Annotated in this window: 21 protein-coding genes; 10 read left to right on the top strand and 11 right to left on the bottom strand. The window is 69.8% G+C overall.

From position 1 onward, the window contains the following. Window positions 1–248: 248 nt before the first annotated feature. Window positions 249–935: a hypothetical protein gene (locus tag AC1G9L_RS04255; RefSeq protein ID WP_481070342.1), complete on the top strand. Its 687-nt coding sequence runs from the start codon at window positions 249–251 to the stop codon at window positions 933–935. Between the two features lie 246 nt (window positions 936–1181). On the opposite strand, the gene AC1G9L_RS04260 is transcribed toward AC1G9L_RS04255, so the two are convergent. The 5 genes from AC1G9L_RS04260 to AC1G9L_RS04280 form a co-directional block, all read right to left on the bottom strand. Beyond that, the gene (locus AC1G9L_RS04260; protein ID WP_019800197.1) at window positions 1182–2009 is read right to left on the bottom strand and encodes a methyltransferase domain-containing protein; all 828 of its coding nucleotides are present in this window, start codon (window positions 2007–2009) and stop codon (window positions 1182–1184) included. 23 nt (window positions 2010–2032) lie between these two features. Next, window positions 2033–3031 carry a tRNA dihydrouridine synthase DusB gene (dusB, locus tag AC1G9L_RS04265; RefSeq protein ID WP_019800198.1) on the bottom strand — a complete coding sequence of 333 codons (999 nt, stop codon included), beginning with the start codon at window positions 3029–3031 and terminating at the stop codon, window positions 2033–2035. A 65-nt stretch (window positions 3032–3096) separates the two neighbouring features. Further along, window positions 3097–3702 carry a DUF4893 domain-containing protein gene (locus AC1G9L_RS04270; protein WP_481070343.1) on the bottom strand — a complete coding sequence of 202 codons (606 nt, stop codon included), beginning with the start codon at window positions 3700–3702 and terminating at the stop codon, window positions 3097–3099. A gap of 93 nt (window positions 3703–3795) precedes the next feature. Continuing rightward, window positions 3796–4749: a ribokinase gene (locus tag AC1G9L_RS04275; protein WP_010342191.1), complete on the bottom strand. Its 954-nt coding sequence runs from the start codon at window positions 4747–4749 to the stop codon at window positions 3796–3798. Between the two features lie 66 nt (window positions 4750–4815). Next, a complete protein-coding gene (locus AC1G9L_RS04280; RefSeq protein WP_019801064.1) occupies window positions 4816–6114 on the bottom strand; it encodes a nucleoside transporter C-terminal domain-containing protein in 1299 nt (432 codons plus the stop codon). A 223-nt stretch (window positions 6115–6337) separates the two neighbouring features. Here AC1G9L_RS04280 and AC1G9L_RS04285 point away from each other — a divergent pair, with 223 nt between their 5' ends. The 5 genes from AC1G9L_RS04285 (at window position 6338) to AC1G9L_RS04305 (ending at window position 11691) form a co-directional block, all read left to right on the top strand. Continuing rightward, entirely contained in the window at window positions 6338–7309 is a 972-nt protein-coding gene (locus tag AC1G9L_RS04285; protein WP_481070344.1) for an aldo/keto reductase, read from the top strand. A gap of 188 nt (window positions 7310–7497) precedes the next feature. Further along, window positions 7498–7698, top strand: coding sequence for a hemin uptake protein HemP (hemP, locus tag AC1G9L_RS04290; protein WP_017907561.1), 201 nt, complete (start codon window positions 7498–7500; stop codon window positions 7696–7698). Between the two features lie 177 nt (window positions 7699–7875). After that, the gene (locus AC1G9L_RS04295; protein ID WP_019799523.1) at window positions 7876–10104 is read left to right on the top strand and encodes a TonB-dependent hemoglobin/transferrin/lactoferrin family receptor; all 2229 of its coding nucleotides are present in this window, start codon (window positions 7876–7878) and stop codon (window positions 10102–10104) included. 6 nt (window positions 10105–10110) lie between these two features. Continuing rightward, window positions 10111–10701: a Hemin transport protein gene (locus tag AC1G9L_RS04300; RefSeq protein WP_481070345.1), complete on the top strand. Its 591-nt coding sequence runs from the start codon at window positions 10111–10113 to the stop codon at window positions 10699–10701. A gap of 51 nt (window positions 10702–10752) precedes the next feature. Further along, window positions 10753–11691: a DUF6607 family protein gene (locus AC1G9L_RS04305; protein WP_019800547.1), complete on the top strand. Its 939-nt coding sequence runs from the start codon at window positions 10753–10755 to the stop codon at window positions 11689–11691. A gap of 130 nt (window positions 11692–11821) precedes the next feature. Here AC1G9L_RS04305 and AC1G9L_RS04310 read toward each other — a convergent pair whose 3' ends face one another. The 6 genes from AC1G9L_RS04310 to AC1G9L_RS04335 all read right to left on the bottom strand — a co-directional run bounded on the left by AC1G9L_RS04310 (window position 11822) and on the right by AC1G9L_RS04335 (window position 18939). Beyond that, entirely contained in the window at window positions 11822–12691 is an 870-nt protein-coding gene (locus AC1G9L_RS04310; RefSeq protein ID WP_481070346.1) for an ABC transporter permease, read from the bottom strand. Further along, window positions 12688–13566, bottom strand: a complete 879-nt coding sequence (locus AC1G9L_RS04315) for an ABC transporter ATP-binding protein (protein ID WP_481070347.1) — start codon at window positions 13564–13566, stop codon at window positions 12688–12690. The genes AC1G9L_RS04310 and AC1G9L_RS04315 overlap by 4 nt, the downstream gene beginning before the upstream one ends. Before the next feature lies 1 nt (window position 13567). After that, complete coding sequence (locus AC1G9L_RS04320; RefSeq protein ID WP_019801886.1) at window positions 13568–14626, bottom strand: ABC transporter substrate-binding protein; 1059 nt, start codon at window positions 14624–14626, stop codon at window positions 13568–13570. A 70-nt stretch (window positions 14627–14696) separates the two neighbouring features. Continuing rightward, window positions 14697–15590, bottom strand: a complete 894-nt coding sequence (locus AC1G9L_RS04325; protein ID WP_010342201.1) for a TauD/TfdA dioxygenase family protein — start codon at window positions 15588–15590, stop codon at window positions 14697–14699. A 266-nt stretch (window positions 15591–15856) separates the two neighbouring features. Further along, window positions 15857–18340 carry an ABC transporter permease gene (locus tag AC1G9L_RS04330; RefSeq protein WP_481070348.1) on the bottom strand — a complete coding sequence of 828 codons (2484 nt, stop codon included), beginning with the start codon at window positions 18338–18340 and terminating at the stop codon, window positions 15857–15859. Then, the gene (locus AC1G9L_RS04335; protein WP_010342203.1) at window positions 18337–18939 is read right to left on the bottom strand and encodes an ABC transporter ATP-binding protein; all 603 of its coding nucleotides are present in this window, start codon (window positions 18937–18939) and stop codon (window positions 18337–18339) included. Before AC1G9L_RS04335 ends, AC1G9L_RS04330 begins: the two co-directional genes overlap by 4 nt. Before the next feature lie 124 nt (window positions 18940–19063). On the opposite strand from AC1G9L_RS04335, the gene AC1G9L_RS04340 reads away from it, so the two are divergent. The 4 genes from AC1G9L_RS04340 to AC1G9L_RS04355 all read left to right on the top strand — a co-directional run bounded on the left by AC1G9L_RS04340 (window position 19064) and on the right by AC1G9L_RS04355 (window position 23735). Beyond that, window positions 19064–19723, top strand: coding sequence for a GDSL-type esterase/lipase family protein (locus tag AC1G9L_RS04340; protein ID WP_019799332.1), 660 nt, complete (start codon window positions 19064–19066; stop codon window positions 19721–19723). A gap of 92 nt (window positions 19724–19815) precedes the next feature. Further along, on the top strand, window positions 19816–20529 hold the full coding sequence (locus AC1G9L_RS04345) for a response regulator transcription factor (RefSeq protein ID WP_003481607.1): 714 nt from the start codon (window positions 19816–19818) through the stop codon (window positions 20527–20529). Between the two features lie 107 nt (window positions 20530–20636). Then, window positions 20637–21917, top strand: coding sequence for an ATP-binding protein (locus AC1G9L_RS04350; RefSeq protein ID WP_019799331.1), 1281 nt, complete (start codon window positions 20637–20639; stop codon window positions 21915–21917). Between the two features lie 135 nt (window positions 21918–22052). Further along, a complete protein-coding gene (locus AC1G9L_RS04355; RefSeq protein ID WP_019799330.1) occupies window positions 22053–23735 on the top strand; it encodes an alpha-L-fucosidase in 1683 nt (560 codons plus the stop codon). Window positions 23736–23894 lie beyond the last annotated feature (159 nt).

The following is a 23894-nucleotide window of genomic DNA, read 5'->3' on the forward strand; positions in this document are numbered from 1 at the left end:
GGAGCGCCTGCTGCAGGCCAGGGCCGCGTCTCCGCACTGCAGCGGTGATGCCCAGTTCGCCAATTCGACCCGGTTCGTTCCCGCCGCGACCCGATTTTGCCCTCGTGCGTCGCCGCAGACCCGCCTAGCCTGAAACCGTCGCATCGCGCCGTGTGCCGATGCGGCGGTGGTCGCCTCGCAGGTGTCCCCGCTCAAGAACGTCTGGAGACCTAGGCCATCCTCTTCCCATCTATTGCATGAGAATGTTCATGAACAAAATGCTTTTTGGCGCGGCTGCCGCGCTCCTGATCGGCAGTGCTTTTGGCGCCGCCCCCGCGCTAGCGGCCGAGAACCCGATGGACCAGGCTGGCATCAAGCACAACATGTACCTCGGCTGCCTGATGGATACCAAGGCCTCGCCCGACGAGGACCTCGCTGTCCTGGTCGAGAAGTGCGGCTACGATCCCGGCATGCCGCTGGAGCGCTTCATCGCCACGCGCAAGCCCATGATCGATGCGATCGATCCGACCCGGCCGATGACCGAGAGCCTGACCGGGCTACGCCAGGAGATCAGTGCCTACGAGTTCTCGTTCATCGTGCGCATGGACCAGATCGTGCAGAACGCAGGGAGCCTGGACGCGGCGGCGTTGCAATTCGAGGAATTGGAACGGGAAGGCATCGCACGGCTCGATCCCAAGTCGAAGAACGGCGCGCTGGTGCTGGGCGGGCTGAGCGTGCTCAGACACTCCGCGCGCTACTGGTCCAAATTCGCGGCCGGCACCACGGCGAAATACGCTGCGTCTCCGGACCCGAACCAGGGCTGGTTGTTGGTCTCAGCGTGCGATGCAGTCGGCTACTTTGTGTTTCATGACGGCGAGTTGGGTGCTGCCACCTCGCGCGCAGCGTTTCATGTACTTGCTTCACAGGGATATTTCCCGCTCTACGCCTACCAATAGTGCCTCCCCTAAGCTGCTTCAGGTAGTGCAGATAAGGAAAGGCGTTCCCAATGGGGACGCCTTTTCATCAAAAAGAGAATGCGGGCCATGTTGCCACTAGTCGGGTGTGCAGGCGCCGCGTTGATCCGGGCTTCTGGGGGAGACTGAGCCAAGCCGTCCCGCATCGCCAGCAAACGTGGCTTCGCCCGGCAACGTCGCGATCGCCGCTCGATACGCAGGCTTCACCAGCACCGCCGTCAACGCCGCTCAATACACCGTCGCGTGCGCCTGCACGAACGAATAGAAGAACACCGCGTCCGGATCGCTCTGCACCTGCGCCATTTCCCGGCGCATGCCGGCCACGGTCTCCGCATCCACCGCGCCGGCCTGCAGCAGGCGTTCGGCAGCCGACAGCAGCAGTTCTTCCCAGAACCCGATCATGGTCTTGCGCCGCGCAGGTTCGCGGTTGTCCAGGTGCAGGGTCTTGATCTGCGTGCTGACGTCGCGATAGCCGCCGGCCAGCAGCAGGTTGCCGAGCTTGGCGCCGACGAATGGATCGCCGCCGTGGTCGTACTGGAAGTCGTTGAACGCCATCCAGTAGCGCCATACGTTCGGCGAGTACGGATGCAGCAGGAACGAGGCGTTCATCACCTCGGTCACGTATACCGGCGCTCCCGGCGCCAGCACGCGCCGCACTTCGCTGAGCACCCGCGCCGGCGATGGCACATGCTCCAGCACCCAGCACAGGAACGCCGCATCGAAGCTGCGCGGCTGGAACGGCAGGTCGCCGGCATCGGCCTGCTGCAGCGTGTAGCGGTCCTGGCACCAGGGCATGCGTTGCAGGTTCTCGCGTGCGGCCTGCAGTTGCGCCTCGCTCAGGTCGATACCGGTGACGTGCAGTTCCGGGAAGCGCCGCAGCAGCACTTCGGTCTGCGCGCCGACGCCGCTGCCCACTTCGAGCAGGCGCCGCGCGCCGGTGTAGTCGATCTGGTTGAACAGGGTGGCTTCCAGCAAGCGCGCCTGTTTCAGCAGGCGCGCCTGCTCGGTGTCGGAATAGCCGTGCAGGTAGGTCGGGGTATCGGGAGACGAGCGCATGGCGGTGCTCCAGGGAGAAGACGTCAGGCGGCGGCGGACAAGGCCGGTGGCACGCCGGCGATCAGCGCGTCGAAGTACTCGGCGGTCAGCACGAGTTGCGCCTGCGCGCTCTCGGCGCGGTTGACCACGGCGCGGAACGCGGCGTTTTCCGGCCGGTCCTTGGCGTACCAGCCCAGGTGCTTGCGCGCGATGCGCACGCCTTGCGTCTCGCCGTAGAAATCGTGAAGGGCCTGCAGGTGGCCGAGCAGGGTGTCGCGCATGAACGCCAGCGACGGCGCCGGCAGGAGTTCGCCGGTGGCCAGATAGTGCGCGATCTCACCGAAGATCCACGGCCGGCCCTGTGCCGCGCGCCCCACCATCACCGCATCGGCGCCGGTCGCGGCCAGCACCTGCGCTGCTTTCTGCGGGGAGTCGATGTCGCCGTTGGCGATCACCGGGATGTGCAGCATCGCCTTGATCTGGGCGATGGTGGCGTATTCGGCCTGGCCGCTGTAGTGCTGGTCGCGGGTGCGCCCGTGCACCGCCAGCGCGCCGATGCCGCAGTCCTCGGCGATGCGCGCGATGACCGGGCCGTTGCGGTGGTCGCAGTCCCAGCCGGTGCGGATCTTCAGCGTCACCGGCACCGGCGAGGCCTTCACCACCGCGCTGAGGATGCGCGCCACCAGCGCCTCGTCGCGCATCAGCGCCGAGCCGGCCCAGGCGTTGCAGACCTTCTTCGCCGGGCAGCCCATGTTGATGTCGATCAGCTGCGCGCCGTGGTCGGCGTTGTAGCGCGCGGCCTCGGCCAGTTGCTGCGGTTCGGTGCCGGCGATCTGCACGCTCACCGGGTCCGGCTCGCCGGCATGGTCCATGCGTTGCAGCGACTTGCGGGTCTGCCAGAAGCGTGGATCGGAAATGGTCATTTCCGACACCGCCAGCCCGGCGCCCAGGCGCTTGCACAGCAGCCGGAACGGCTTGTCGGTGACCCCGGCCATCGGTGCCAGGATCACCTTCGGTTCGATCGTGTAGGGGCCGATGCGCATGCGCGTAGTGTAGCGGGGCGCATGCGCCGACGGGTCGGGCGGCGCCGGGCGGTCCCGCGCGGCCGTCAGCGCATCAGTTGGTACAGCTCGAAGCCGTTGTCCTTGCCGTCCAGGATCAGCAGCAGTTCGTTCGGGCCCAGCGCGACCAGGCGGCCGACGCTGTTGCCATGCGTGCCGTCGGAGACATGACCGGGCGCATAGGCCGCTTCCGGCTCGTCGTTGACCGTGCTGGTGCCGAGGAAGGCCAGTTCGCGGCTGCCGGCGGACAGCGGATACAGCGTGCCGCTGCGCCGCTGCGAGCCGCTGGTCTTGCTCAGGTGGTAGCCGCAGGGATCGCGGCGGATCTCGGCCTTGAAGTAGGGATAGGCGTAGGCGAAGTGCGGATCGACCTGGATCGAGCGCACCTTCCAGTGGCCCTCCAATGTACCGGGCTGCTGCGGCGTCTGCGCGCGCTGCAGCAGGGTCCGCGCCAGCGCCGCGCCCTGTTCCTGCTCGGCATCGTCGTAATGCGCCGCGATCACCTGCTGCAGCCGTTCCGCGGAGACGGTCACCGCGGCGCGGTCGGCGTCGGCGGCCAGGCTGTTCCAGTCGCAGCGCGGTGCCGCGGCGGCGGACAGCGGGAGCAGCAGCGCGCACAGCGCGCCGAACGGGATGACGGAACGGCGGGGCATCGGCAACTCCTTGGCGGATGCGTGGCCGGCGCAGCGCCGGCGCTGGTGGTGGCGGCAGGCAACGGCGACGGCCGGGGCCGTCGCGCCGATGGCTCAGCCGGCCTCGGGCGTCAGCCGCGGCATCGACGCCGCCGCGCCTTCGGCCTCGGTGGAGCGCGCCGCATAGTGGTTGGCGAAGCGCACGTGGGTGGCGAACGCGGCGTTCGGCGACTGCGCCAGCGACGCCACCAGGGCGCCGTTGAAGGCGTCGCCAGCGCCGGTGGTGTCCACGGTGTGCGCGGCTTCGGCGCCGATCCGGTAGTAGGGCTGGGTGTCGCCGAGCAGGCGCTCCTCGGGGTGCGAGATGAACGCGCCCACCGCGCCAAGCGTCACCACCACGGTGCCGCCGGGCAGCAGCTTGCGGCACAGCGCGTGCAGGCTGCCGCCATCGGTGGCGGCGACGTCGTCGGCGTCCACGCGCACGCCGACATGGCGCGCCAGCAGGGCGGCGAACTCGGTTTCGTTGGGGGTCAGCACGTCGGCCAGCTTGAGCAGGCCGATGCTGGTCTGCGCATTGGCCGGAGCGGCGTTGAGCACGGTGGTCAGGCCGGCCTCGCGGGCGAGGGCGAGGGTGCCCTCGATGGTCTCGATCGGCGATTCCAGCTGCGCCAGCAGCACCCGCGCCGAGCCCAGCAGCGGGCGCTGCGCCTGCACGAAGTCCAGGCTCAGCGCCGCGTTGGCGCCGGCGCCGATGACGATGGTGTTGCGGCCATGGCCGTCGACATAGATGCCGCCGGTGCCGGTCGGCTCGCTGCTGGCCTCGGCCACCAAGGTGATGCCGTCCTGCGCGGCCAGGCCGCGCGCCATCGCGCCGCCGGCATCGTCGCCGAGCGCGCAGACGAAGCTGGTGCGCGCGCCGGCACGCGCCGCCGCCACCGCCTGGTTGAAGCCCTTGCCGCCGGGGCCGGTGCTGTAGCGGCCGGCGATGGTCGCCCCCGGTGCGGGCAGATTCTCGCAACGCCACACATGGTCGACATTGAACGAACCGACGACGATGACCGAACTCATAGGCATGTACTGCTTCTCGACTGGAACTGAAAAAGGAAAAACGGTGGAGCGGGTGCTGCGGCCGGATCAGGCGAAGTGCGACAGCACCCCGGCGATGGTCGCGGTCATGAAGGTGGCGATCGAGCCGCCCAGCACCGCACGCAGGCCGAAGCGTGCCAGGTCGTGGCGGCGTTCGGGGGCCAGGCCGCCGATGCCGCCGATCTGGATCGCGATCGAGCTGAAGTTGGCGAAGCCGCACAGCGCATAGGTGGCGACCAGCCGGCCCTCCGCGCTCAGGCTCACGCCCGGCACCTGGCCCTGGACGATACGCGACAGCTCGGTATACGCGACGAACTCGTTGATGACCACCTTCTGGCCGATCAGCGAACCGACCGTGGTCGCATCCGGCCACGGCGTGCCGATCACCCAGGCCACCGGCGCCAGCACGTAGCCGAAGATGGTGGACAGGTTGGTCGGGCGGCCGATCACGCCGGCCAGGCCGGTGACGTCGCCGAGCCAGGTCAGCGGCGCATTGACCAGCGCGATCAGCGCGATGAACGCCAGCAGCATCGCGCCGATGTTCAGCGCCAGGCGCAGGCCGTCGCCGGCACCGGCGGCGGCGGCGTCGATCACGTTGCTGGTGGTCTTCTCCACTTCCATCTTGACCGTGCCGCGGGTCAGCGGCGTACCGGTTTCCGGAATCAGCAGCTTGGCCACCACCAGCGTCGCCGGCGCGGCCATGATGCTGGCCGCCAGCAGATGCTTGGCGTAGAACGCCTGCTGCGCCGGGTCGCCGCCGCCGAGCATGCCCACGTAGGCCGCCAGCACGCCGCCGGCGATGTGCGCCATGCCGCCGATCATCATCGTCAGCAGTTCGGACTCGGTCATGCGCGGGATGTACGGGCGCACCGTCAGCGGCGCCTCGGTCTGGCCGATGAACACGCTGGCGCAGACGCTGGTGGTCTCGGCGCCGGACACGCGCATCACCTTGGTGATCGCCCAGGCCATCACCCGCACCACCGCCTGCATCACCCCCAGGTGGTACAGCACGCCCATCAGCGCGGAGAAGAAGATGATGGTCGGCAGCACCTGGAAGGCGAAGATGAAGCCGTAGGTCTTGGTGTCGAGCAGGCTGCCGAAGATGAAGCTGGAGCCTTCGTTGACGAAGCTCAGCACCTTCACGAACACCTGGCCGAGCCAGTCGAACACTTCGCGGCCGCCGGGGACCAGCAGCACCAGCGAGGCGAAACCGATCTGCAGGACCAGGCCGGTCGCGACCAGCTTCCAGTCCACCGCGCGGCGGTTGTTGGAGAACAGCCAGGTGATTCCGATCAACACCGCCAACCCGAACAGGCCGAAGCCGATCCTTCCCAATCCCTCGACCATCTGCGTCCCCGGTCCCCGACCAAAGACGGGAAGCCTAGTGCAGGGGGTGACGGCCGGCAAGGCGAGCGGTGTTCAGTCGGGGGATCGGGGATTTGGGATTGGGGATTGGGGATTCGCAAGAGCGGGGGCGCCCTGCGATTGGCAGGGCGATGTCGGGCGCCGCCGCTACACTGTGCGGCCGCCCCCGGCCGTGCCGCGGGTTCGCTCAGCAGGAGGAGTTTCCATGCATTACCGTCGCCTCGGTGCCACCGGGCTGCAACTGTCGGCGCTGTCGTTCGGCGCCTGGATCAACTTCGGCGGGCAGACCGGCCGCGGCGAAGCGCGCAACCTGATCGCCGCCGCCTGGGACCACGGCATCAACTTCTTCGACAACGCCGAGGTCTACGCGCATGGCCGCGCCGAGCAGGTGATGGGCGACGTGATCGCCGACCTGCGGCTGCCGCGCGACGGCTTCTGCGTGTCCAGCAAGGTCTACTTCGGCGCCGTCGAGTCGCCGCGCCCCACCCAGCGCGGGCTCTCGCGCAAGCACGTCACCGACGCCTGCCATGCCGCGCTCAAGCGGCTGCGGGTGGAGTATCTGGATCTGTACTACTGCCACCGCCCCGATCCGGACACGCCGGTGGAGGAAACCGTGCGCGCGATGGACGCGCTGATCCGCCAGGGCAAGGTGCTGTACTGGGGCACCTCCGAGTGGCCGGCCGAGCGCATCCGCGAGGCGGCGAAGGTGGCGCGCGCGCTTGGCCTGCACGGGCCATCGATGGAGCAGCCGCAGTACAACCTGCTGCATCGCGAGCGCGTCGAGCAGGAATACGCGCCGCTGTACGCCGAACTCGGCCTGGGCACCACCATCTGGTCGCCGCTGGCCTCGGGCCTGCTCACCGGCAAGTACAACGACGGCATCGATCCGGCCTCGCGGCTGGGCCAGGAACGCAATGCCTGGCTGCAGCAGGAAGTGATCGGGCCGCCGGCGCAGCGTCGCATCGAGCGCGCGCGCGCCTTCACCGCGCTGGCCGCGGCCGAAGGCGTGGCACCGGCGGCGCTGGCGATCGCCTGGTGCCTGCGCAACCCGCACGTGTCCACGGTGATCCTCGGCGCCAGCCGGGTCGCGCAGTTGCTGGAGAACCTGGCCGCGCTGGACCTGGCCGCACGCGACGACGCGGCGTGGTGGGAGTGGGTCGAAGCCGCGGTGCGCTGACGGGATGTGCGTGCGCTGCCGCGATGTAGCGGCGGCGCGGCAGCGAGCGGCGAGGGCGTTGCGATTTTCGGAATCTTTCGCGGGCGCAGTTTCGATCAGGACTGCGAATCGAATCGGGCGAGAATGGGTCTTGATTAAGTATTGAGAATCATTATCATCTCGATGCACCCCGTGGATGGAGTTCGACCATGACCGCTCAACCCGTGCTGTTGCGTCACCCCGAGACCCTGAGCCTGCGCGAGCGCACCGTGCCGCGCGCCGTGCCGGCCGAAGAAACCATCAGCAGCCAGGCGCTGCTCAAGGGCCGCCGCGAAGTGCTGATCCAGCACGGCGACCGCGTCTATCGCCTGCGCCACACCAGCAACGACAAGCTGATCCTGACCAAGTAACGTCGTCCGGCCGCCGTGCGCGGCCGGCCTCCCCGCTCGATCTGCCGCCACCTGGCCGACGCCCCTGCGCGCCGGCCGCGGCCGCCTCGCAGTCGCGATCCTTCTCTCTCCCCCTCGGCCAGGCGCGGACCCCGCGCCGTGCCGGTCGAGGGTCTTCCGCGACCACCGATGCTCTCCATGTTCCGTACCGCCCCGCTCACTGGCGCGCTGTGGCTGGCCCTGGCCGCCGGCGCGCATGCCGCTCCCGCATCCGCACCCTCTTCCTCCAACGCCGACGCCGACGTCACTGCGGCGTCCGCCGTGCGCGATTTCGATCGCCTGCAGGTCACCGCCACGCGTACCCAGCGCGCCATCGTCGACGTGCCCGGCAGCGTCGATGTGATCGACCGCGAACAGATGGACCGCGCACTGGTCCACGACCTGAAGGATCTGCTGCGCTACACGCCCGGCGTGTCCGCCACCGGCAACAGCGGCCGCTTCAGCGGCATCTCCGGCATCCGCATCCGTGGCCTGGACGGCAACCGCGTGCTGATCCAGACCGACGGCATCCCGGTCTCGGACACCTTCAGCTTCGGCAGCTACCTCAACGCCAACCGTAATTTCGTCGACATGGACACGCTCAAGCGCGTGGAGATCGTGCGCGGCCCGGCCAGCGCGCTGTATGGCTCCGATGCGCTTGGCGGCGTGGTCGCCTACGTCACCAAGGATCCAGCCGACTATCTGGCGCCGGGCAAGGACAGCTACGTCGGTCTGAAGTTCGGCTACGAGAGCGAGTGGAAGGGCCTGTTCGCCGGTGCGCTGGTCGCCTTCGGCGGCGACCGCTGGAGCGGCATGGCTGCGCTCAGCCATCGCCAGGGCCAGGAAAGCGAGACCCAGGGCGACAACCGCAGCATCGGCGCCGCCCGCACCGCACCCAATCCGCTCAGCAGCGACGGCCGCAGCCTGCTCAGCAAGCTGGTCTACGCGCCCAGCGCCAATCAGCGCTTCAAGCTGACCATCGAAGGCAACGAGGACTATTCGCGCATCGATGCGCTGAGCAACGTCACCGCCAGCATCCTGTCGCAGCGCGGACGCGACCATCAGACTCGCGCCCGCGTGTCGCTGGCGCACGAGGTGGACCAGCTTGACACGTGGCTTGCCGACGACCTGCAGTGGCAGCTGTACCGCCAGGACAGCCAGAGCCTGCAACGCACCGACGAACGCCGCAGCAACGCCACGCTGCGGCACATGGAGCACGACTTCGACCAGCGCCTGTACGGGCTGCAGGCCAATCTGCACAAGCGGGTGGAGCAGGGCCGCGTCATGCACGACATCAGCTACGGCATCGACCTGTCGCACACCGACACCCACGAAAAGCGCGACGGCCACACGCTGAACCTGCGTACCGGTGCGATCAGCAAGACCGTGGGCATGGAGACCTTCCCGGTCCGCGACTTCCCGATCACCGAGACGCTCAAGGCCGGTGCCTACCTGCAGGACGAGATCGCGCTGGCCGACGGCCGCTTCAGCCTGATTCCGGCGCTGCGTGCCGACTACTACCGGCTGTCGCCGCAGGTGGATGCGATCTTCGCCACCGACAATCCCGGCGTGGCGGCGAAGAAGATCAGCGACCGCAACGTCTCGCCCAAGCTCGGCGCGATCTGGCGCCTGGACGATGCCTGGTCGCTGTACGCCAACTATGCGCACGGCTTCCGCGCGCCGCCCTACAACGACGTCAATATCGGCTTCACCAACCTGCTGATCGGTTACACCGCGATCGCCAATCCCGACCTGAAGCCGGAGACCAGCCGCGGCGCGGAGTTGGGCGTGCGCTACACCGGTCCGGCCGTCTACGCCGGCCTGAGCGCCTACCGCAACGCCTATCGCGACTTCATCGAGTCCTACCGCTTCGTCGGCTTCAACGCCGACGGCCTGATGCTGTATCAATCGCGCAACGTCGACCGGGTGACCATCCGCGGCGTCGAAGCCAAGGCCGGCATCGACTTCGGCGCACTCGACGCGCGCTGGACCGGCTGGTCGCTGCAGGCCAGCGCGGCCTATGCGCGCGGCGACAACCGCACCGACGGCACCCCGCTCAATTCGGTGGATCCGCTGCGTGGCGTGCTCGGCCTGGGCTACGACCGCAGCACCTGGGGGACGCAACTGGTCGCCACCGCGGTGGCGAAGAAGCGCCGGCCGGAACTGCCGACCTACTACACCCCGGCCGGCTACGCGACGCTGGACCTGCTCGCGCACTGGCATTTCACCGAAGGAGCGCGGCTCGAGGTCGGCGTGTTCAACCTGGCCGACCGCCGCTACATCGACTGGAACATGCTGCCCGGCGCGACCCTGGCCAGCAGCAGCGTGCTCGACCGCTATACCGGTGCCGGGCGCAACGTCTCGGTCAGCCTGGCGCTGGACTGGTAGCGGCGGATGCGCACGGCCGCGCCAGCGCGTACCGGCCCGGAGCGGATCGCCGCTGCGCCGCTGCCGCGCCCGGCGCAACTGGCCGCGCTGGGCACCGTGCTGTGCCTGTACCGCGCCCGCACCGGCGCCGAACTGATCGGCTGGCGCCACGCCCGCAGCGTGGCCGCGCACCTGGACGTGGACAGCGACGGCGTGCTGGAGAGCCTGCGCTTCTACGACCGCCAGCAGCAATGCTGCTGGCGCCTGTACCTGTTGCCGGACAGCGACTTCGTCGCCTGGGACACGCTGTTGTCGGCATTGCCCGCGGCACAGGACGCCGCCGACGGCGGTGTTGCCGAACGGCTATGGCGGCGCGTGGCCGGCCGCCTGCGCGGCGACGGCTGGCACGCGCGGGCGCTGCGCCTGCACGCGGCCGATGGCGTGCTGGCGGCCAGTGTGGCCGGCGTGTCGCCGCTCGGCGCCAGCATCGCCAGGCGCATCGCGCGCCTGGAGGCGGCCGAGGGCGACGTGCTGGTCGACGACTGCTGTTGCGCCCGCGCCGGTCGCACTGCGCCGCGTCCCGATCCCGAGCGGCCGTGGCCGCTGCTGCGGTTGTGAGTGGCCGATCGCGTTCCCCGTTTCCCATCCACAACGACAACACACCTCTCGATGATGAAAGCTCCGCCTCTGTTCTGCACCCTGCTGCTTGCCGGCAGTCTTCCCGTCCACGCCGCGGAGACCGATCCGGCCCGCGACCGCGCCAGCATCCTGGCGATGCAGGGCGAGTACACCGTGGCGTTCGCCTTCGACGAGACCGTGTTGCTGCAACCTGGCTACACGCGCGCCGCGCCAATGCGCAGCGGCGGCGACGAAGTGGTGATCGTGGTCGAGGACAGCCCGCGCAAGGTGGTGCTGCAGCACCTGCTGGTGGAGCCCAAGAGCGGCCACGTGACCAAGCACTGGCGCCAGGACTGGATCTACGAGGCGCCGCAGCGTTTCGCGTTCAGCGCCGACCAGACCTGGCAGGTGCGCCCGCTCGATGCCGCCACCACCCGCGGCGCCTGGACCCAATGCGTGTACGAGGTCAGCGATGCGCCGCGCTACTGCGGCACCGGGCGCTGGGACTACGCCGATGGCCATCCGACCTGGACCAGCGACCTGAGCTGGCGCCCGTTGCCGCGCCGCGAGTACACCAAGCGCAGCGACTACAACGCGCTGGCGGTGATCAACCGGCACACGCTGACCCCGGCCGGCTGGACCCACGAGCAGTTCAACACCAAGGTGCTGCGCAAGCCCGACGGCAGCCAGCAGGCCATCGCGCGCGAGTTCGGCTTCAACGACTACGTCAGGACCACGGCCGTCGATTTCGCCCCGGCCTACGCCTACTGGAAGGCCACCCAGGGCTACTGGGCCAGGGTGCGCGCGCGCTGGGACGGCCTGCTCGGCAAGCCGCCGGGCGTGCACCTGAAGACCAAGGTCGATGGCATGGCGATCATCGTGCCGCTGTTCGGCCAGGCCGAGGCGGTGCAACAGGGCAAGCCGGTCAGTGATGCGCAGCTCGATGCGGTGTTCGCGCAATGGACGGCGCCGGCACCGGCCGCGCGCTGAGGCCAGCGCCGGCGACACAGCCAGGGTGGGGGAAGGCGGCCGGGATGGCGCCTTCCCCTTTTTGCGTTTTACCCGTGCGCGGGCACCCGTGGCCGTCGCGAATCCGTGCTGGCGATGACGCCCGCGCCGCTCAGCGCTGCATGCCCCAGCGGCGCACGGTGAGGCGTTCCAGCACGCGGAATCCGGCGCCTTCCACCAGCAGGCCGAGCAGGATCACCATTGCCAGCCCGGCGAAGACGCGGTCGGTGTAGAGCTCGTTGCGATTCTGGAAGATGTACCAACCGAGGCCGCCCTGGCCGGAGGTGGCACCGAACACCAGTTCGGCGGCGATCAGCGTGCGCCAGGCGAAGGCCCAGGCGATCTTCAGGCCGGACAGGATCGCCGGCAACGCCGCCGGCACCAGGATCGCGACCACGTAGCGCAGGCCATGCAGCCCATAGTTGCGCGCGGCCATGCGCAGCGTCTCCGGCACGCCCTGGAAGCCGGCGTAGGTGTTCAGCGCCAGCGGCCACAGCACTGCGTGCACCAGCACGAACACCAGGCTGCCGTTGCCCAGGCCGAACCACAGCAGGGCCAGCGGCAGCAGGGCGATCGCCGGCAACGGATTGAACATCGCCGTCAGCGTGCCCAGCAGGTCGCGGCCGATCCGGGTCGAGACCGCCAGCGCGGTCAGGCCGAAGGCCAATGCCACACCGAGCGCATAGCCTTGCGCGAGCATGCGCAGCGAGGCGCCGACCAGGCCCAGCAATTCGCCCGTCCATATCCCGTCGGCGAGGGCATGCGCGGTCTGCAGGAAGCTCGGCAGCAACAGGTCGTCGCCGAGCCAGCGCGCCGCCGCTTCCCACAGTGCCGCCAGCGCGACCAGCACCAGCGCCTGGCGCAGCCAGTCCGGGAGCTGCCGCCGCCGCGCCACGGCCGCCGGTACGGTCGCGGTGTAGGGCACGACCGGGTTTTCGTATTCGGCGCGGATCGGCGGCCGCAGCGGTGCGGCGGCGCTCACGGCGCGGCCTCGCGCACGCCGGCGCGCCGACGCAATGGCGCCACGTTGCTGGCGGCCGTCGCTGTCCCCTTGGTGTCGTCACCGGCGCCGGCGTCGCCCGGCGCATCGAACAGCAGCCGGTGGATGCGCTGTGCGGCGTGCTGGAATGCCGGGCTGCCGACGCTGGCGGGGCCGAAGCCATGGCTGTTGAGTTCGGCGCGCACCTGGCCCGGATGCGCCGACAGCAGCACGATGCGGCTGCCGACCAGCAAGGCCTCCTCGATCGAGTGGGTCACGAACACCAGGGTGAAGCGGGCCTCGTCCCACAACTCCAGTACCTCCGCCTGCATGCGCTGGCGGGTCAGCGCGTCGAGCGCGGCGAACGGCTCGTCCATCAGCAGCACGCGCGGCTGCATGGCCAGCGCCCGCGCGATCGCCACGCGCTGCTTCATGCCGCCGGACAAGGTATGTGGATAGGCGTCGGCGAACGCCGACAGCCCGACCTTGTGCAGGAAATGATCGGCGCGCTCGGCCGCTTCACGCCGCCCCAGCTTGCGCGCCGCGCGCAAGCCGAAGGCCACGTTCTGGCGCACCGTCTTCCACGGCGCCAACTGGTCGAATTCCTGGAACACCACCACCCGGTCCGGCCCCGGCGCGCGCAGCACCTGCCCATCCAGGCGGATCTGTCCTTCGCTGGGCGCGACGAAGCCGGCGATGGCCTTGAGCAGGGTCGACTTGCCGCAGCCCGACGGGCCGAGCAGCACCAGCCGGTCGGCGGCGTACACGTCGAAGCTGACCTGGTGCGTAGCGCGGACTACGCGCGCCCCGCTGGCGTAGTCCAGGCTGACCCGCTCGAGCTGCAGCAACGGTGCCGGCGTCAAGGCGAAGGGGTTCATCTCAACTGCCTCCGGCGACTTGCGCGCTGTCGAAGAAATACTCCTTGACCGAGGCCGGCGCCTGCCTGATCGCGCCGATCCGGGACAGGAACTGGCCGAGCTTGAGCGTGTTCTGCGGCGCGGTCTTGAACTGCACCTTCGGGTCCTTGAGGATGCGCAGCACCAGCGCGCGGTCGATCTTGCCGCCATTGCGGCGCACGAACAGGTCCGCCGCCTGTTCCGGCTGGCGCTGCACGAAGACCGCCGCCTCGGCCAGCGCGGCGACGAAGGCCTGGTAGGTCTTGGGATTGTCGCGGCGGAATTTCTCGGTGGCGTACAGCACCGTGGCCGAGGTCGGGCCGCCTTCGATCGCGTACGAATCGAGCACGATGTGCGCCTTCGGGTTGCGCGCCAGTTCCTGCTCCTGGAACGGCGGGCTGGCGAAGTGCGCGGTGATCTCGGTGCCGCCGCGGATGATCGCCGCGGCCGCGTCGGGATGCGGCAAGGCCACCTGCTGCGCGTCCAGCCGGTTGTAGGCGCGCTCGCCCCAGCGCTGCGCCGAGGCATGCTGCAGCAGGCGCGACTGCACCGACACGCCGACCGCCGGCACCGCGATGCGGTCGCGCGGGCCGAAATCGTCCAGGGTCTTGATCCGCGGATCGTTGCTGATCAGGTAGTACGGGAAATTGCCCAGCGAGGCCACCCCGCGCACGTTCTGGCGACCGCGCGTGCGGTCCCACAGGGTGAACAGCGGGCCGACGCCGGCGCCGGCCACGTCGATCGACCCGGACAGCAGCGCATCGTTGGCGGCCGCACCGCCGGACAACTGCACGGTCTCCACCGCGATGTCGATGCCGGCGGCCTTGCCGTGCTTCTCGATCAGCTTCTGCTCCTGCGCCACATCCAGCAGCAGGTAGACGATGCCGTACTGCTTGGCGATGCGCAGCCGGCCTTCGGCCTGCGCAGGCTGGGTGTGCAACAGCGCGACGGCGAGCAGTGCGGTGGCGAACCAGCGCAGTCGCCGCGGCGCGGCGGCGGGCGGCGCGGTGGGCAGGAGAGCGAGCGAATCGGAAGCGGTCATGCGTCGTTCCAGTGGGGGAGGGGACTGCGCGGTCGGATAGCGGCGGATGCGCCGCGTGCAGGGGCGTGGCTCAGAACGGCACGTCGCCCTCGATGGTGGTGCGGTGCAGGCGCCGGCGCAGGTGGTCCGGGGTGCCGCCGGCCAGGTGAGTGACCGAGCGGTTGTCCCAGAACACCATGTCGTGCGGCTGCCAGCGGTGCCGGTAGACCAGCGCATCGGCGCTGCTGTGCGCGAACAGCGCCTGCAGCAGCGCGTCGCTTTCGTCCTGCGGCAGGCCGACGATGCGGGTGGTGAAGTGCTCGCTGACGAACAGCGCGCGGCGCCCGGTCTCCGGATGGGTGCGCACGATCGGATGGCGCACCGGCGGCACCTCGTCGATCTGCGCCTGGGTCAGTGGCGGCCGCCACGGATTGCGCTTGCGCAGGTCCTCGTACTTGGCCAGGTAGCTGTGCTCGGCCAGGCGCCCGTCGACCGCGCGTTGCAGCTCAAGCGGCAGCGTGTCCCAGGCCAGGTGCTGGTTGGCGAACAAGGTATCGCCGCCCTCGGCCGGCAACTCCTGCGCCAGCAGCATCGAGCCCAGGCTCGGGGTCGGCTTGTACGACAGGTCCGAATGCCAGTAGTGGCCGGCATCGCCCAGCCCGATCGGCTGGCCATGCTCCTTGATGTTGGACACCACCAGCACTTCCGGGTGATCGCGCAGCTGGAACTGGCGCAGCACATGGATCTGCAGCGGGCCGAAGCGGCGGCTGAAGGCGACCTGCTGCGCCGGGGTGATGCGCTGGTCGCGGAACACCAGCACGTGGTAGTGCAGGTGTGCGCGATGCAGCAGCGCGAACGTGCTGGCGTCCAGCGGCTGGGTCAGGTCCAGCCCCAGCACCTGCGCGCCCAGCGGCGCGGCGAACGGTTCGATGCGGACCGTCGGCGCGGCGGCGGCCGGCCGTGTTGCGATGGATGCGCGTGCCATGCGGCGGCCTCGTCTGCGAAGGATGCGACGCCGCGGCTCCGGCATGCGGCGTCCATTCCCACTGTAGGCCGCGTCCGGCGCGCGCCGAAGCAACGATTCGGATGGTGCTTATACGCAACCGGCATATGCTTGGTGCCGGGATTCGGGATTCGGGATTCGTAGTGGTCTGTCGATCCCCGGCGGCGGTGCGCGCCGCCGATCGTTGCAAGCATGCGTGGGCGACGCCCACGTCTTGCAGCGGTGCGGTGTGCCGGGCCGCCGTGCGCTCAGTTCTCGCGCAAGGCCAGCGCCGGCGGCGTGCGCAGGATGCGGCGGGTGCCGGACCAGCCGGCGAGCAGGCTCAGCGCCACGCCGCCGAGGCCGCCGAGCAGCAGCGCCGGCCACGGCGGCGACAGCGCGAGGTCGAAGGCCTGCCTGGCGACCACCACGCCGATGATCGCGGCCGCGCCGACCGCAAGGATCGCCGCGAGCAGGCCGAGTGCGCCGAACTCCACCAGCACCGCGCCGCGCAACTGCCCGCGCCGCGCGCCCAGCGTGCGCAGCACCGCGCTGTCGTAGCGGCGCTCGCCGGCGGTGGCCTGCAGGGCGGCCAGCAACACCAGCGCACCGGCCAGCAGGCTGAAGCCCATCACCAGTTGCACCGCCTGGGCGACGCGGTCGATGACCTCGCGCACGCGCTGCAGGATCGCGTCGATGTCCAGCAGCGACACGTTCGGATAGGTGCGGCTGAGCCCGCTCAGCTGCGCCGCCGAGGCGTGCGGCAGGTGGAAGGCGGAGATCAGGTTGTACGGCGCATCCTGCACCGCGCCGGCGTTGAGCAGCAGGAAGAAGTTGACCCGGAACGAATCCCAGTCGGCCTTGCGCAGGCTGGTGACGGTGAAGCTGCGCTGCTGGTCGCCGAGCAGCAGGGTGATGCGGTCGCCGAGCTTGAGCCCGTAGCGCTGCGCCCAGCCTTCCTCCACCGAGGCTTCGGCGGCGGTGCTGTCGGCAGCCCAGAAGCGGCCGGACAGCAACCGGTTGGCGGCGGGGAATTCGTGCCGCCAGGAGAAGTTGATCGGTCGGTCGCTGCCGTCGCCATCGTCCTCCGGACCCTGCTCGCGGCGCTGCGGCGGCCTGCCGTTGATCGCCACCAGCTTGCCGGTGCTGAACGGTTCCACCGCCGCATCGGCCACACCGAGCGTGCGCAAGGTGCCCAACACCTGCTCGGCCTGGTCGGGCTGGATGTTCATCAGGAAATAGTTGGGCGTGTCCGCGGGCAATCGGTCGCGCCATTGTCCGAGCAGGCCGGGGCCGATCACCGCCAGCAACAGCAGCGCGCACAGCGACAGCGACAATCCCACCAGTTGCACCACGCTCAGCGCGCGGCGCCGGGTCAGCGCGGCCAGGCCGAGTTTCCATGGACCACGCAGCCGTCCCTGCAGCCGCCGCAGCACCGCCAGCAGCACGCCGCCGACCGCCGCGGCCAGCGCCGCCAGCAGGGTCAGGCCGCCCAGCACCCAGGCCGCCAGCACGCCGTCGCCGGTGGCGTACACCGCCAGCACCACGGTGGCGACCAGCGCCGCGGCGTAGACCAGCAGCGAGGTCGGCGGCAGCGCGGCGAAGCTGCGGTTGAGCACGCGCATCGGCGGCACGTCGCGCAGGCGCAGCAGCGGCGGCAGGCCGAAGCCGAGCAGCAGCAACAGGCCGATGCCGGCGCCGGCCAGCGCCGGCATCGCCTGCGGCAACGGCAGGCGGTTGGGAATCAGGCTGCCCAGCGCTTCGACCAGGCCGACCTGGGCCAGCATGCCCAGGCCCACGCCGAGCGCGCAGGCGGGGATCGCCAGCAGCAGCAACTGCAGGGCCAGCGCGCCGAGGATGTCGCGCTGGCGCGCGCCCAGGCAGCGCAGTACTGCGACCTGATCGATGCGGCGCAACGCGAAACGGTTGGCGGCCAGTGCGGTGGCGACGCCGGCCAGCAGCACCGCCAGCAATGCGGCCAGCGCCAGGAAACGTCCGGCGCGGTCGAAGGCGCCGCGCACGCCGCGCTGGGTGTCCTCGATGCCGACCAGGCGGAACGCCTTGGCGCGCGGCGCCAGCCATGCGCGCAGGGCGGCGATCTCGCCCGGCGCGCCGGCGAACATCAACCGGTAGGAGGCGCGGCTGCCGGGGCCGAGCAGGCCGGCGGCATCGACGTCAGCGCGGTTGACCAGCAGCGGCGGTGACAACTGCATCAGTTCGCCGGAGGCATCCGGTTCGGCGCGCAGCACCCGGGTCACGCGCAGCGTGCCGGCGCCGAACTCCAGTGCGTCGCCGAGCTTCAGGCCCAGGGCCTCGAGCAGACGCGGATCGGCATAGGCCTCGCCGCGTGGCGGCGGCCCGGCGCGTTCGCTGCCGGCACCGACGGTGTCGCGCGCGACCAGCAACTCGCCGCGCAGCGGATAGCCGGCCCCCACCGCCTTGATGTTGGCCATCTGGCTGGCGTCGCCATGGAACAGCACGCTCGGGAAACTGACCATGCGCGTGCTGCGCAGCCCGCGCCGCTGCGCCTCCTCGGCGAAGGCGGCGGGGATGTCCTGGCGTCCGCTGACGCCGAGGTCGCCGCCGATCACCTCGGCGGCGCTGCCGGTCAGCGCGAGGGTTACCCGGTCGACCAGGGTGCCGACCGCGGTCATCACCGCCACGCCCAGCACCAGCGCGGCGAACACGGTCAGCAGATCGCCGGCGAACAGTTCGCGGCGCAGTGCGCGCGCGGCGTGGCGCAGCACGTTCATGCGGCATCCGCCGCGTCGGCGGCGCGCAGGCGGCCGCCATCGAGGCGGTAGCGGTGCTCGCAGCGCTGCGCCAGGCGCATGTCGTGCGTGACCAGCACCAGCGTGGTGTCGCTGCCGGCGTTGAGCGCGAACAACAGGTCGCTGATCTGCTGCCCGGTGGCCTGGTCGAGGCTGCCGGTGGGCTCGTCGGCGAACAGGATGCGCGGCCGCGCCACGAACGCGCGCGCCAAGGCCACGCGCTGCTGCTCGCCGCCGGACAGTTGCCGCGGGTAGTGCCGCGCCCGTGCGCTCAGCCCCACGGCCTCCAGCACCTCGCGCACCCGCGCCGGATCCTCGCGTCCGGCCAGTTCCAGCGGCAGGGCGATGTTCTCGGCCGCGGTCAGCGACGGCAGCAGGTGGAAACTCTGGAACACGAAGCCGACCTCGCGCGCGCGCAGCGCAGCGCGCGCTTCCTCGTCCAGCGCATTGAGCGATTGCCCGGCCAGCACGATCTCACCGCGCGTGGGCAGGTCGAGGCCGGCCAGCAAGCCGAGCAGGGTGGTCTTGCCGGAGCCGGAGGCACCGACGATGGCGACGCTGTCGCCTTCACCGATGGTCAATCCGACCTTGTCGAGAATGTGGACCGTACCCTCCGGTCCGCTGACGGATTTGCCGACATCGCGCACGTCGATGGCGATGCCGGCGCGAAGCGTGGGGGCCTGACTGTCGATGAGGGAATCTCCGATGCGTGGTGATGAGACGAGAAGCAAGCCGGCCTGGACGCGCCGCGCCTGGCTGCTGCTGGCATGGTGGGTGCTGCTGCCCGTCATCGCCTGTGCCAAAGGTGCGACGGGTCCGGTGCTGGTGCTCGGCGACAGCCTCAGCGCGGCGCACAACATCCCGGTGCAGTCCGGCTGGGTGGCCTTGCTGGACAAGCGCCTGCAGCAACAGATGCGGACGCCGCCGGCCGTGGTCAATGCCAGCATCAGCGGCGATACCTCCTCCGGCGCACTGACCCGCCTGCCGGCGCTGCTGCAGAAGCACCGGCCGTCGGTGGTGGTGATCGAACTGGGCGGCAACGACGCGTTGCGCGGGCTGAGCCCGGCCGAACTGCGCGGCAACCTGGAGAAGATGATCGTGCTCAGCCGTGACGCGGGTGCGAAGGTGTTGTTGCTGGGCATCGACGTGCCGCCGAACTACGGCCCGGGCTACCGCCAGCGCCTGCGCGCGGTCTACGCGGACCTGGCGAAGCAGTACCAGACCGGCCTGCTGCCATTCCTGCTGGAGGGCGTGGCGCTGAACCCGGCGCTGATGCAGGGCGACGGTCTGCACCCCACCGCCGCGGCCCAGCCGAAGGTGCTGGATAACGTGTGGCCGCAGCTCAAACCATTGATTGCGCAATAGTTTTTTTGCGACTCAGGCAGATGAAGCGACCTTCACGCCACCACCACCGCACATCCGGCATGTTTCACAAAGCTGAAGACTGAGGAAGCGTTATGCGTCAGACCAAGGAAACATCCGGGCTCGTGCTGGTCGTGGAAGACAACCGCAATATTTCCGAGATGATCGGCGAGTATCTGGAGGGCCGCGGGTTCGAAGTGGATTACGCCTGCGATGGCCTGGACGGCTACCGCCTGGCGGCGGAAAACAGTTACGACGTGGTGGTGCTGGACCTGATGCTGCCGCGTCTGGACGGCATCGAAGTGTGCCGCCGCCTGCGCAACGACGCGCGCAAGTCCACCCCGGTGCTGATGCTGACTGCGCGCGACACGCTCGACGACAAGCTCACCGGCCTGGGTTTCGGTGCCGACGACTACCTGACCAAGCCGTTCGCGATCCAGGAACTGGAAGCGCGCCTGCGTGCGTTGATCCGCCGCGAGCGCCGCCAGGTCGGCTCGGAAGTGCTGAAGGTGGCCGACCTGGTGCTGGATCCGGTGAGCATGCGCGCCACCCGCGCCGGCACCGAGCTGCAGCTCTCGCCGATCGGCCTGCGCCTGCTGACCATCCTGATGCGCGAATCGCCGCGCGTGGTCACCCGCCAGGAAATCGAGCGCGAGATCTGGGGCAACGGCCTGCCGGACTCGGACACCCTGCGCAGCCATCTGTACAACCTGCGCAAGATCATCGACAAGCCGTTCGACCGCCCGCTGCTGCACACCGTGCAGAGCGCCGGTTACCGCATCGCCGACATCGCCCAGCCGATGAGCTGAGGCGGCGCCCGATCGTGGATGCAACGCGGCCCCGCTGAACGGGGCCGCTTGCACGAAAGGCTCACGATCGGCCTTCCTATAATCGCGGCAACGATCACGGATGCCGTATGCCGCACGGGTTGCCGCGCAAACTTCGCCTCGCCCTGATCGCCCGCATCGTGTTTGCGGGCTGCGTCGTCACGCTTGCCAGTTATCTGGTGGTGGCGATCGTGCAGCACTCGCTGGTCGGCTCGATCCTGCAGCAGGAAGCGCGCTATTACTGGCGCGTGCATGCGCAGCAGCCGCAGCAACTTCCGCCCAATACCCACAGCCTGCGCGGCTATCTGGTGGCGCCCGGCCAATCCGATGCCGCGGTGCCCGTCGACCTGCGGGGGCTGGCGCCGGGCCTGCACGAGGACCGTCCCGGCGGCGAGATCGTGCTGGTCGACCAGAATCCGTCCGGCCGCCTGTACCTGGTATTCCTGCGCGCGCCGGCGCAGCGGCTGGCGTTCTGGTTCGGCGTGGTGCCGACCCTGCTGACCCTGATCGCGGTGATCGTGGTGGCCTGGTTGACGTGGCGGGTGTCGCGACGCTTGCTGTCGCCGATGAACTGGCTGGCGCGGCGGGTCTCGCGCTGGGATCCGCGGCACCCGGCCGCCGCCGATCTGGCCCCGGAAAACCTGCCGGCCGACGTGCAGGGCGAAGCGCGGCAGTTGGCCGCCGCGCTGCATGCGCTGGCCCAGCGCGTCACCGACCACGTCGCCCGCGAACGCAACTTCACCCGCGATGCCAGCCACGAACTGCGCACCCCGCTGACGGTGATCCGCGTCGCCACCGACATCGCGATGACCGAGCAGGAACTGCCGCCGCGCCTGAACCGCAGCCTGCAGCGTATCCAGCGTGCCGGCCGCGACATGGAAGCGGTGATCGACGCGTTCCTGATCCTGGCGCGGGAAGCGGACGTGGTGCCGCAGAGCGAGACCATCGACGTCGCCGAGCTGGTGGAATACGAGGCCGAAAACGCCCGTGAGCTGCTGGCGGACAAGCCGGTGACCCTGAGCGTGCGCGTGCTGGCCCCGGCCACACTGCACGCGCCGCCACGGGTGCTGCACGTGGTGGTCAGCAACCTGCTGCGCAACGCCTGCAGCTATACCGATGCAGGACGCGTCGAAGTCGAGGTCGAGGCCGACCGCATCCGTATCCGCGATACCGGCATCGGCATGTCCGAGGAGGCGCTGCGGCACGCCTTCGAGCCGTTCTTCCGCGCTGAGCAGGAACGTCCGCAGGGTACCGGGCTGGGTCTGTCGATCGTGCGCCGGCTGTGCGACCGCTTCGGCTGGCAGGTTTCCCTGGAAAGCGCCGGCGGGGGCGGCATTCTCGCGACGGTGCGGTTCGGCCCGGCAGCGTAAGCGCTGGCACAGGGCGCGCGCGGCGGGGGCGTCCGGTCCATCGGTAAGAGGCCGCGCAGGGGCTTTTCCTGGAGGCGGCGAGTCCGATGGACGAGAGTGCTATGGTGCGCCGGTCCTGCCCCTCGCCATGTCCCGATGAAACGTCGCACCCTGCTCGCGCTGTCCGCCCGCCTCGGCGTGCTGAGCGCCATGCCCTCGCTGGCCTTGGCCAGGTCTCTGCCACGTCCGGCGTCCCTCGGCTTCGTCCAGCAAGGCCGCGTGGCCGCGTTGCCCACGGCCGACCAGGTGCGCTGGCAGCGGCGCGAGATGGGCATGTTCGTGCATTTCGGCAACGAGACCTACAGTAACGGCCGCCCGCACGACTTTTCGGTGCCGGCGCAGGAAGTGAACCCGGTCGATCTGGACACCGATCAGTGGGCCGAGACGGCGGTGGCCGCCGGCGCGACCTACATCGTCTTCGTCGCCAAGCACCAATACGGGTTCTGCTGCTGGCAGACCGACACCACCGATTTCAGCCTGAAGCGCTCGCCATGGAAGCACGGCAAGGGCGACATCATGGCGATGCTGCGCGCATCCTGCGACAGATACGGCCTTGGACTCGGCGTCTATCTTTCGCCGCGCGACGATCACTTCGGCGCGGCGACCGGGGGCATTTGCAAGACCCCGGCGGAGCAGGCGCACTACGACGCCGTCTACCGCCAGCAACTGACCGAGTTGACCACGCGCTACGGCGCGCTGGTCGAGGTGTGGTTCGACGGCGCCACGGCGACCCCGGTCGCCGACATCCTCCAGCAGCACCAGCCGCATGCGGCGGTCTTCCAGGGCGCCGCGGCGACGATCCGCTGGGTGGGCAACGAGGACGGTTTCGCGCCGTATCCGTGCTGGAACGGCGTGGATCGCGCCGTCGCCGCGTTGGGGACGGCGACCGCGCTGGACAGCGATCCGGACGGCGACCGCTGGCTGCCCAACGAGGTCGATGTCTCCATCCGCAGGCCGGAATGGTTCTGGACCCCGACCAATGGCGACAAGGTGCTGCACCTGGATCAGTTGCTCTCGATCTACTACCGCTCCGTGGGGCGTGGCGCGCAGCTGCTGCTGAACGTCTGTCCCAATCCGCGCGGCTTGGTCGACAAGGCCGACCAGGACGCGGTCGCAGCCTTCGGTGCGGAGATCCGGCGCCGCTTCGGCAAGGCGCTGGCAACGACGTCGGGCGCCGGTGCGGACGTGATCCTGACGCTGCCGCAGCCGCGCCGGATCGACACGGTGGTGCTGCAGGAACAGATCGAGCACGGCGAGCGCGTGCGCGCATACGTACTCGAAGGCCGCGTGGCAGGCGCATGGACGACGTTGGGCCAGGGGTCGGCGGTCGGCTACAAGCGCATCCAGCCGGTGGTCCCGATCGAGGTCGACGCGGTGCGCGTGCGCACCACCCGGGCCGCGGCCGCGCCGATGCTGCGTACGCTGGCGGTGTACGACACGGGCGTGGCGCCGCCGGCCGACTGGAATGCGCCTTCCGGGTTGTGGTCCAAGCACCTGATCGGCGACTGGAAGGACGGGACGTTCTCGTTCGATCTGCGTGGCGTGGTGACGGAAGCGGCGCAGTACAAACTGCGGCTGGTCGCGGCCGATGGCGCCATCGTCGCCATCACCGACGTGACGCTCGTCCTCGGCGGCGCGCCGCAGCCCAAGATGCTCAAGCATGTGCCCCAGCATGCGGACGAACTGATCATCAATGTGACTGGTATGGGCGATACCGGCACCATCTCCGGCAAGGTCAGCGGCGCCAGTCGCGGTCAGGCGCTGCTGCAGAAGATGTGAGACCGTGCGCGGGGCGTGCTGCGGCCGGCACGCGCGATGCGGTGGGCCAAGCCCGGCATGCCGCACCGACCTCGCGGGCGTTCGCTCGTCCACCTGCAACAAGCCGGCGTGCGCCTTTCGCAGCACCGTGCGCGCCGCGCTTGCATGGCGCGCGTTCGG

This window comes from Xanthomonas sp. NCPPB 1132 (genome assembly GCF_056629235.1).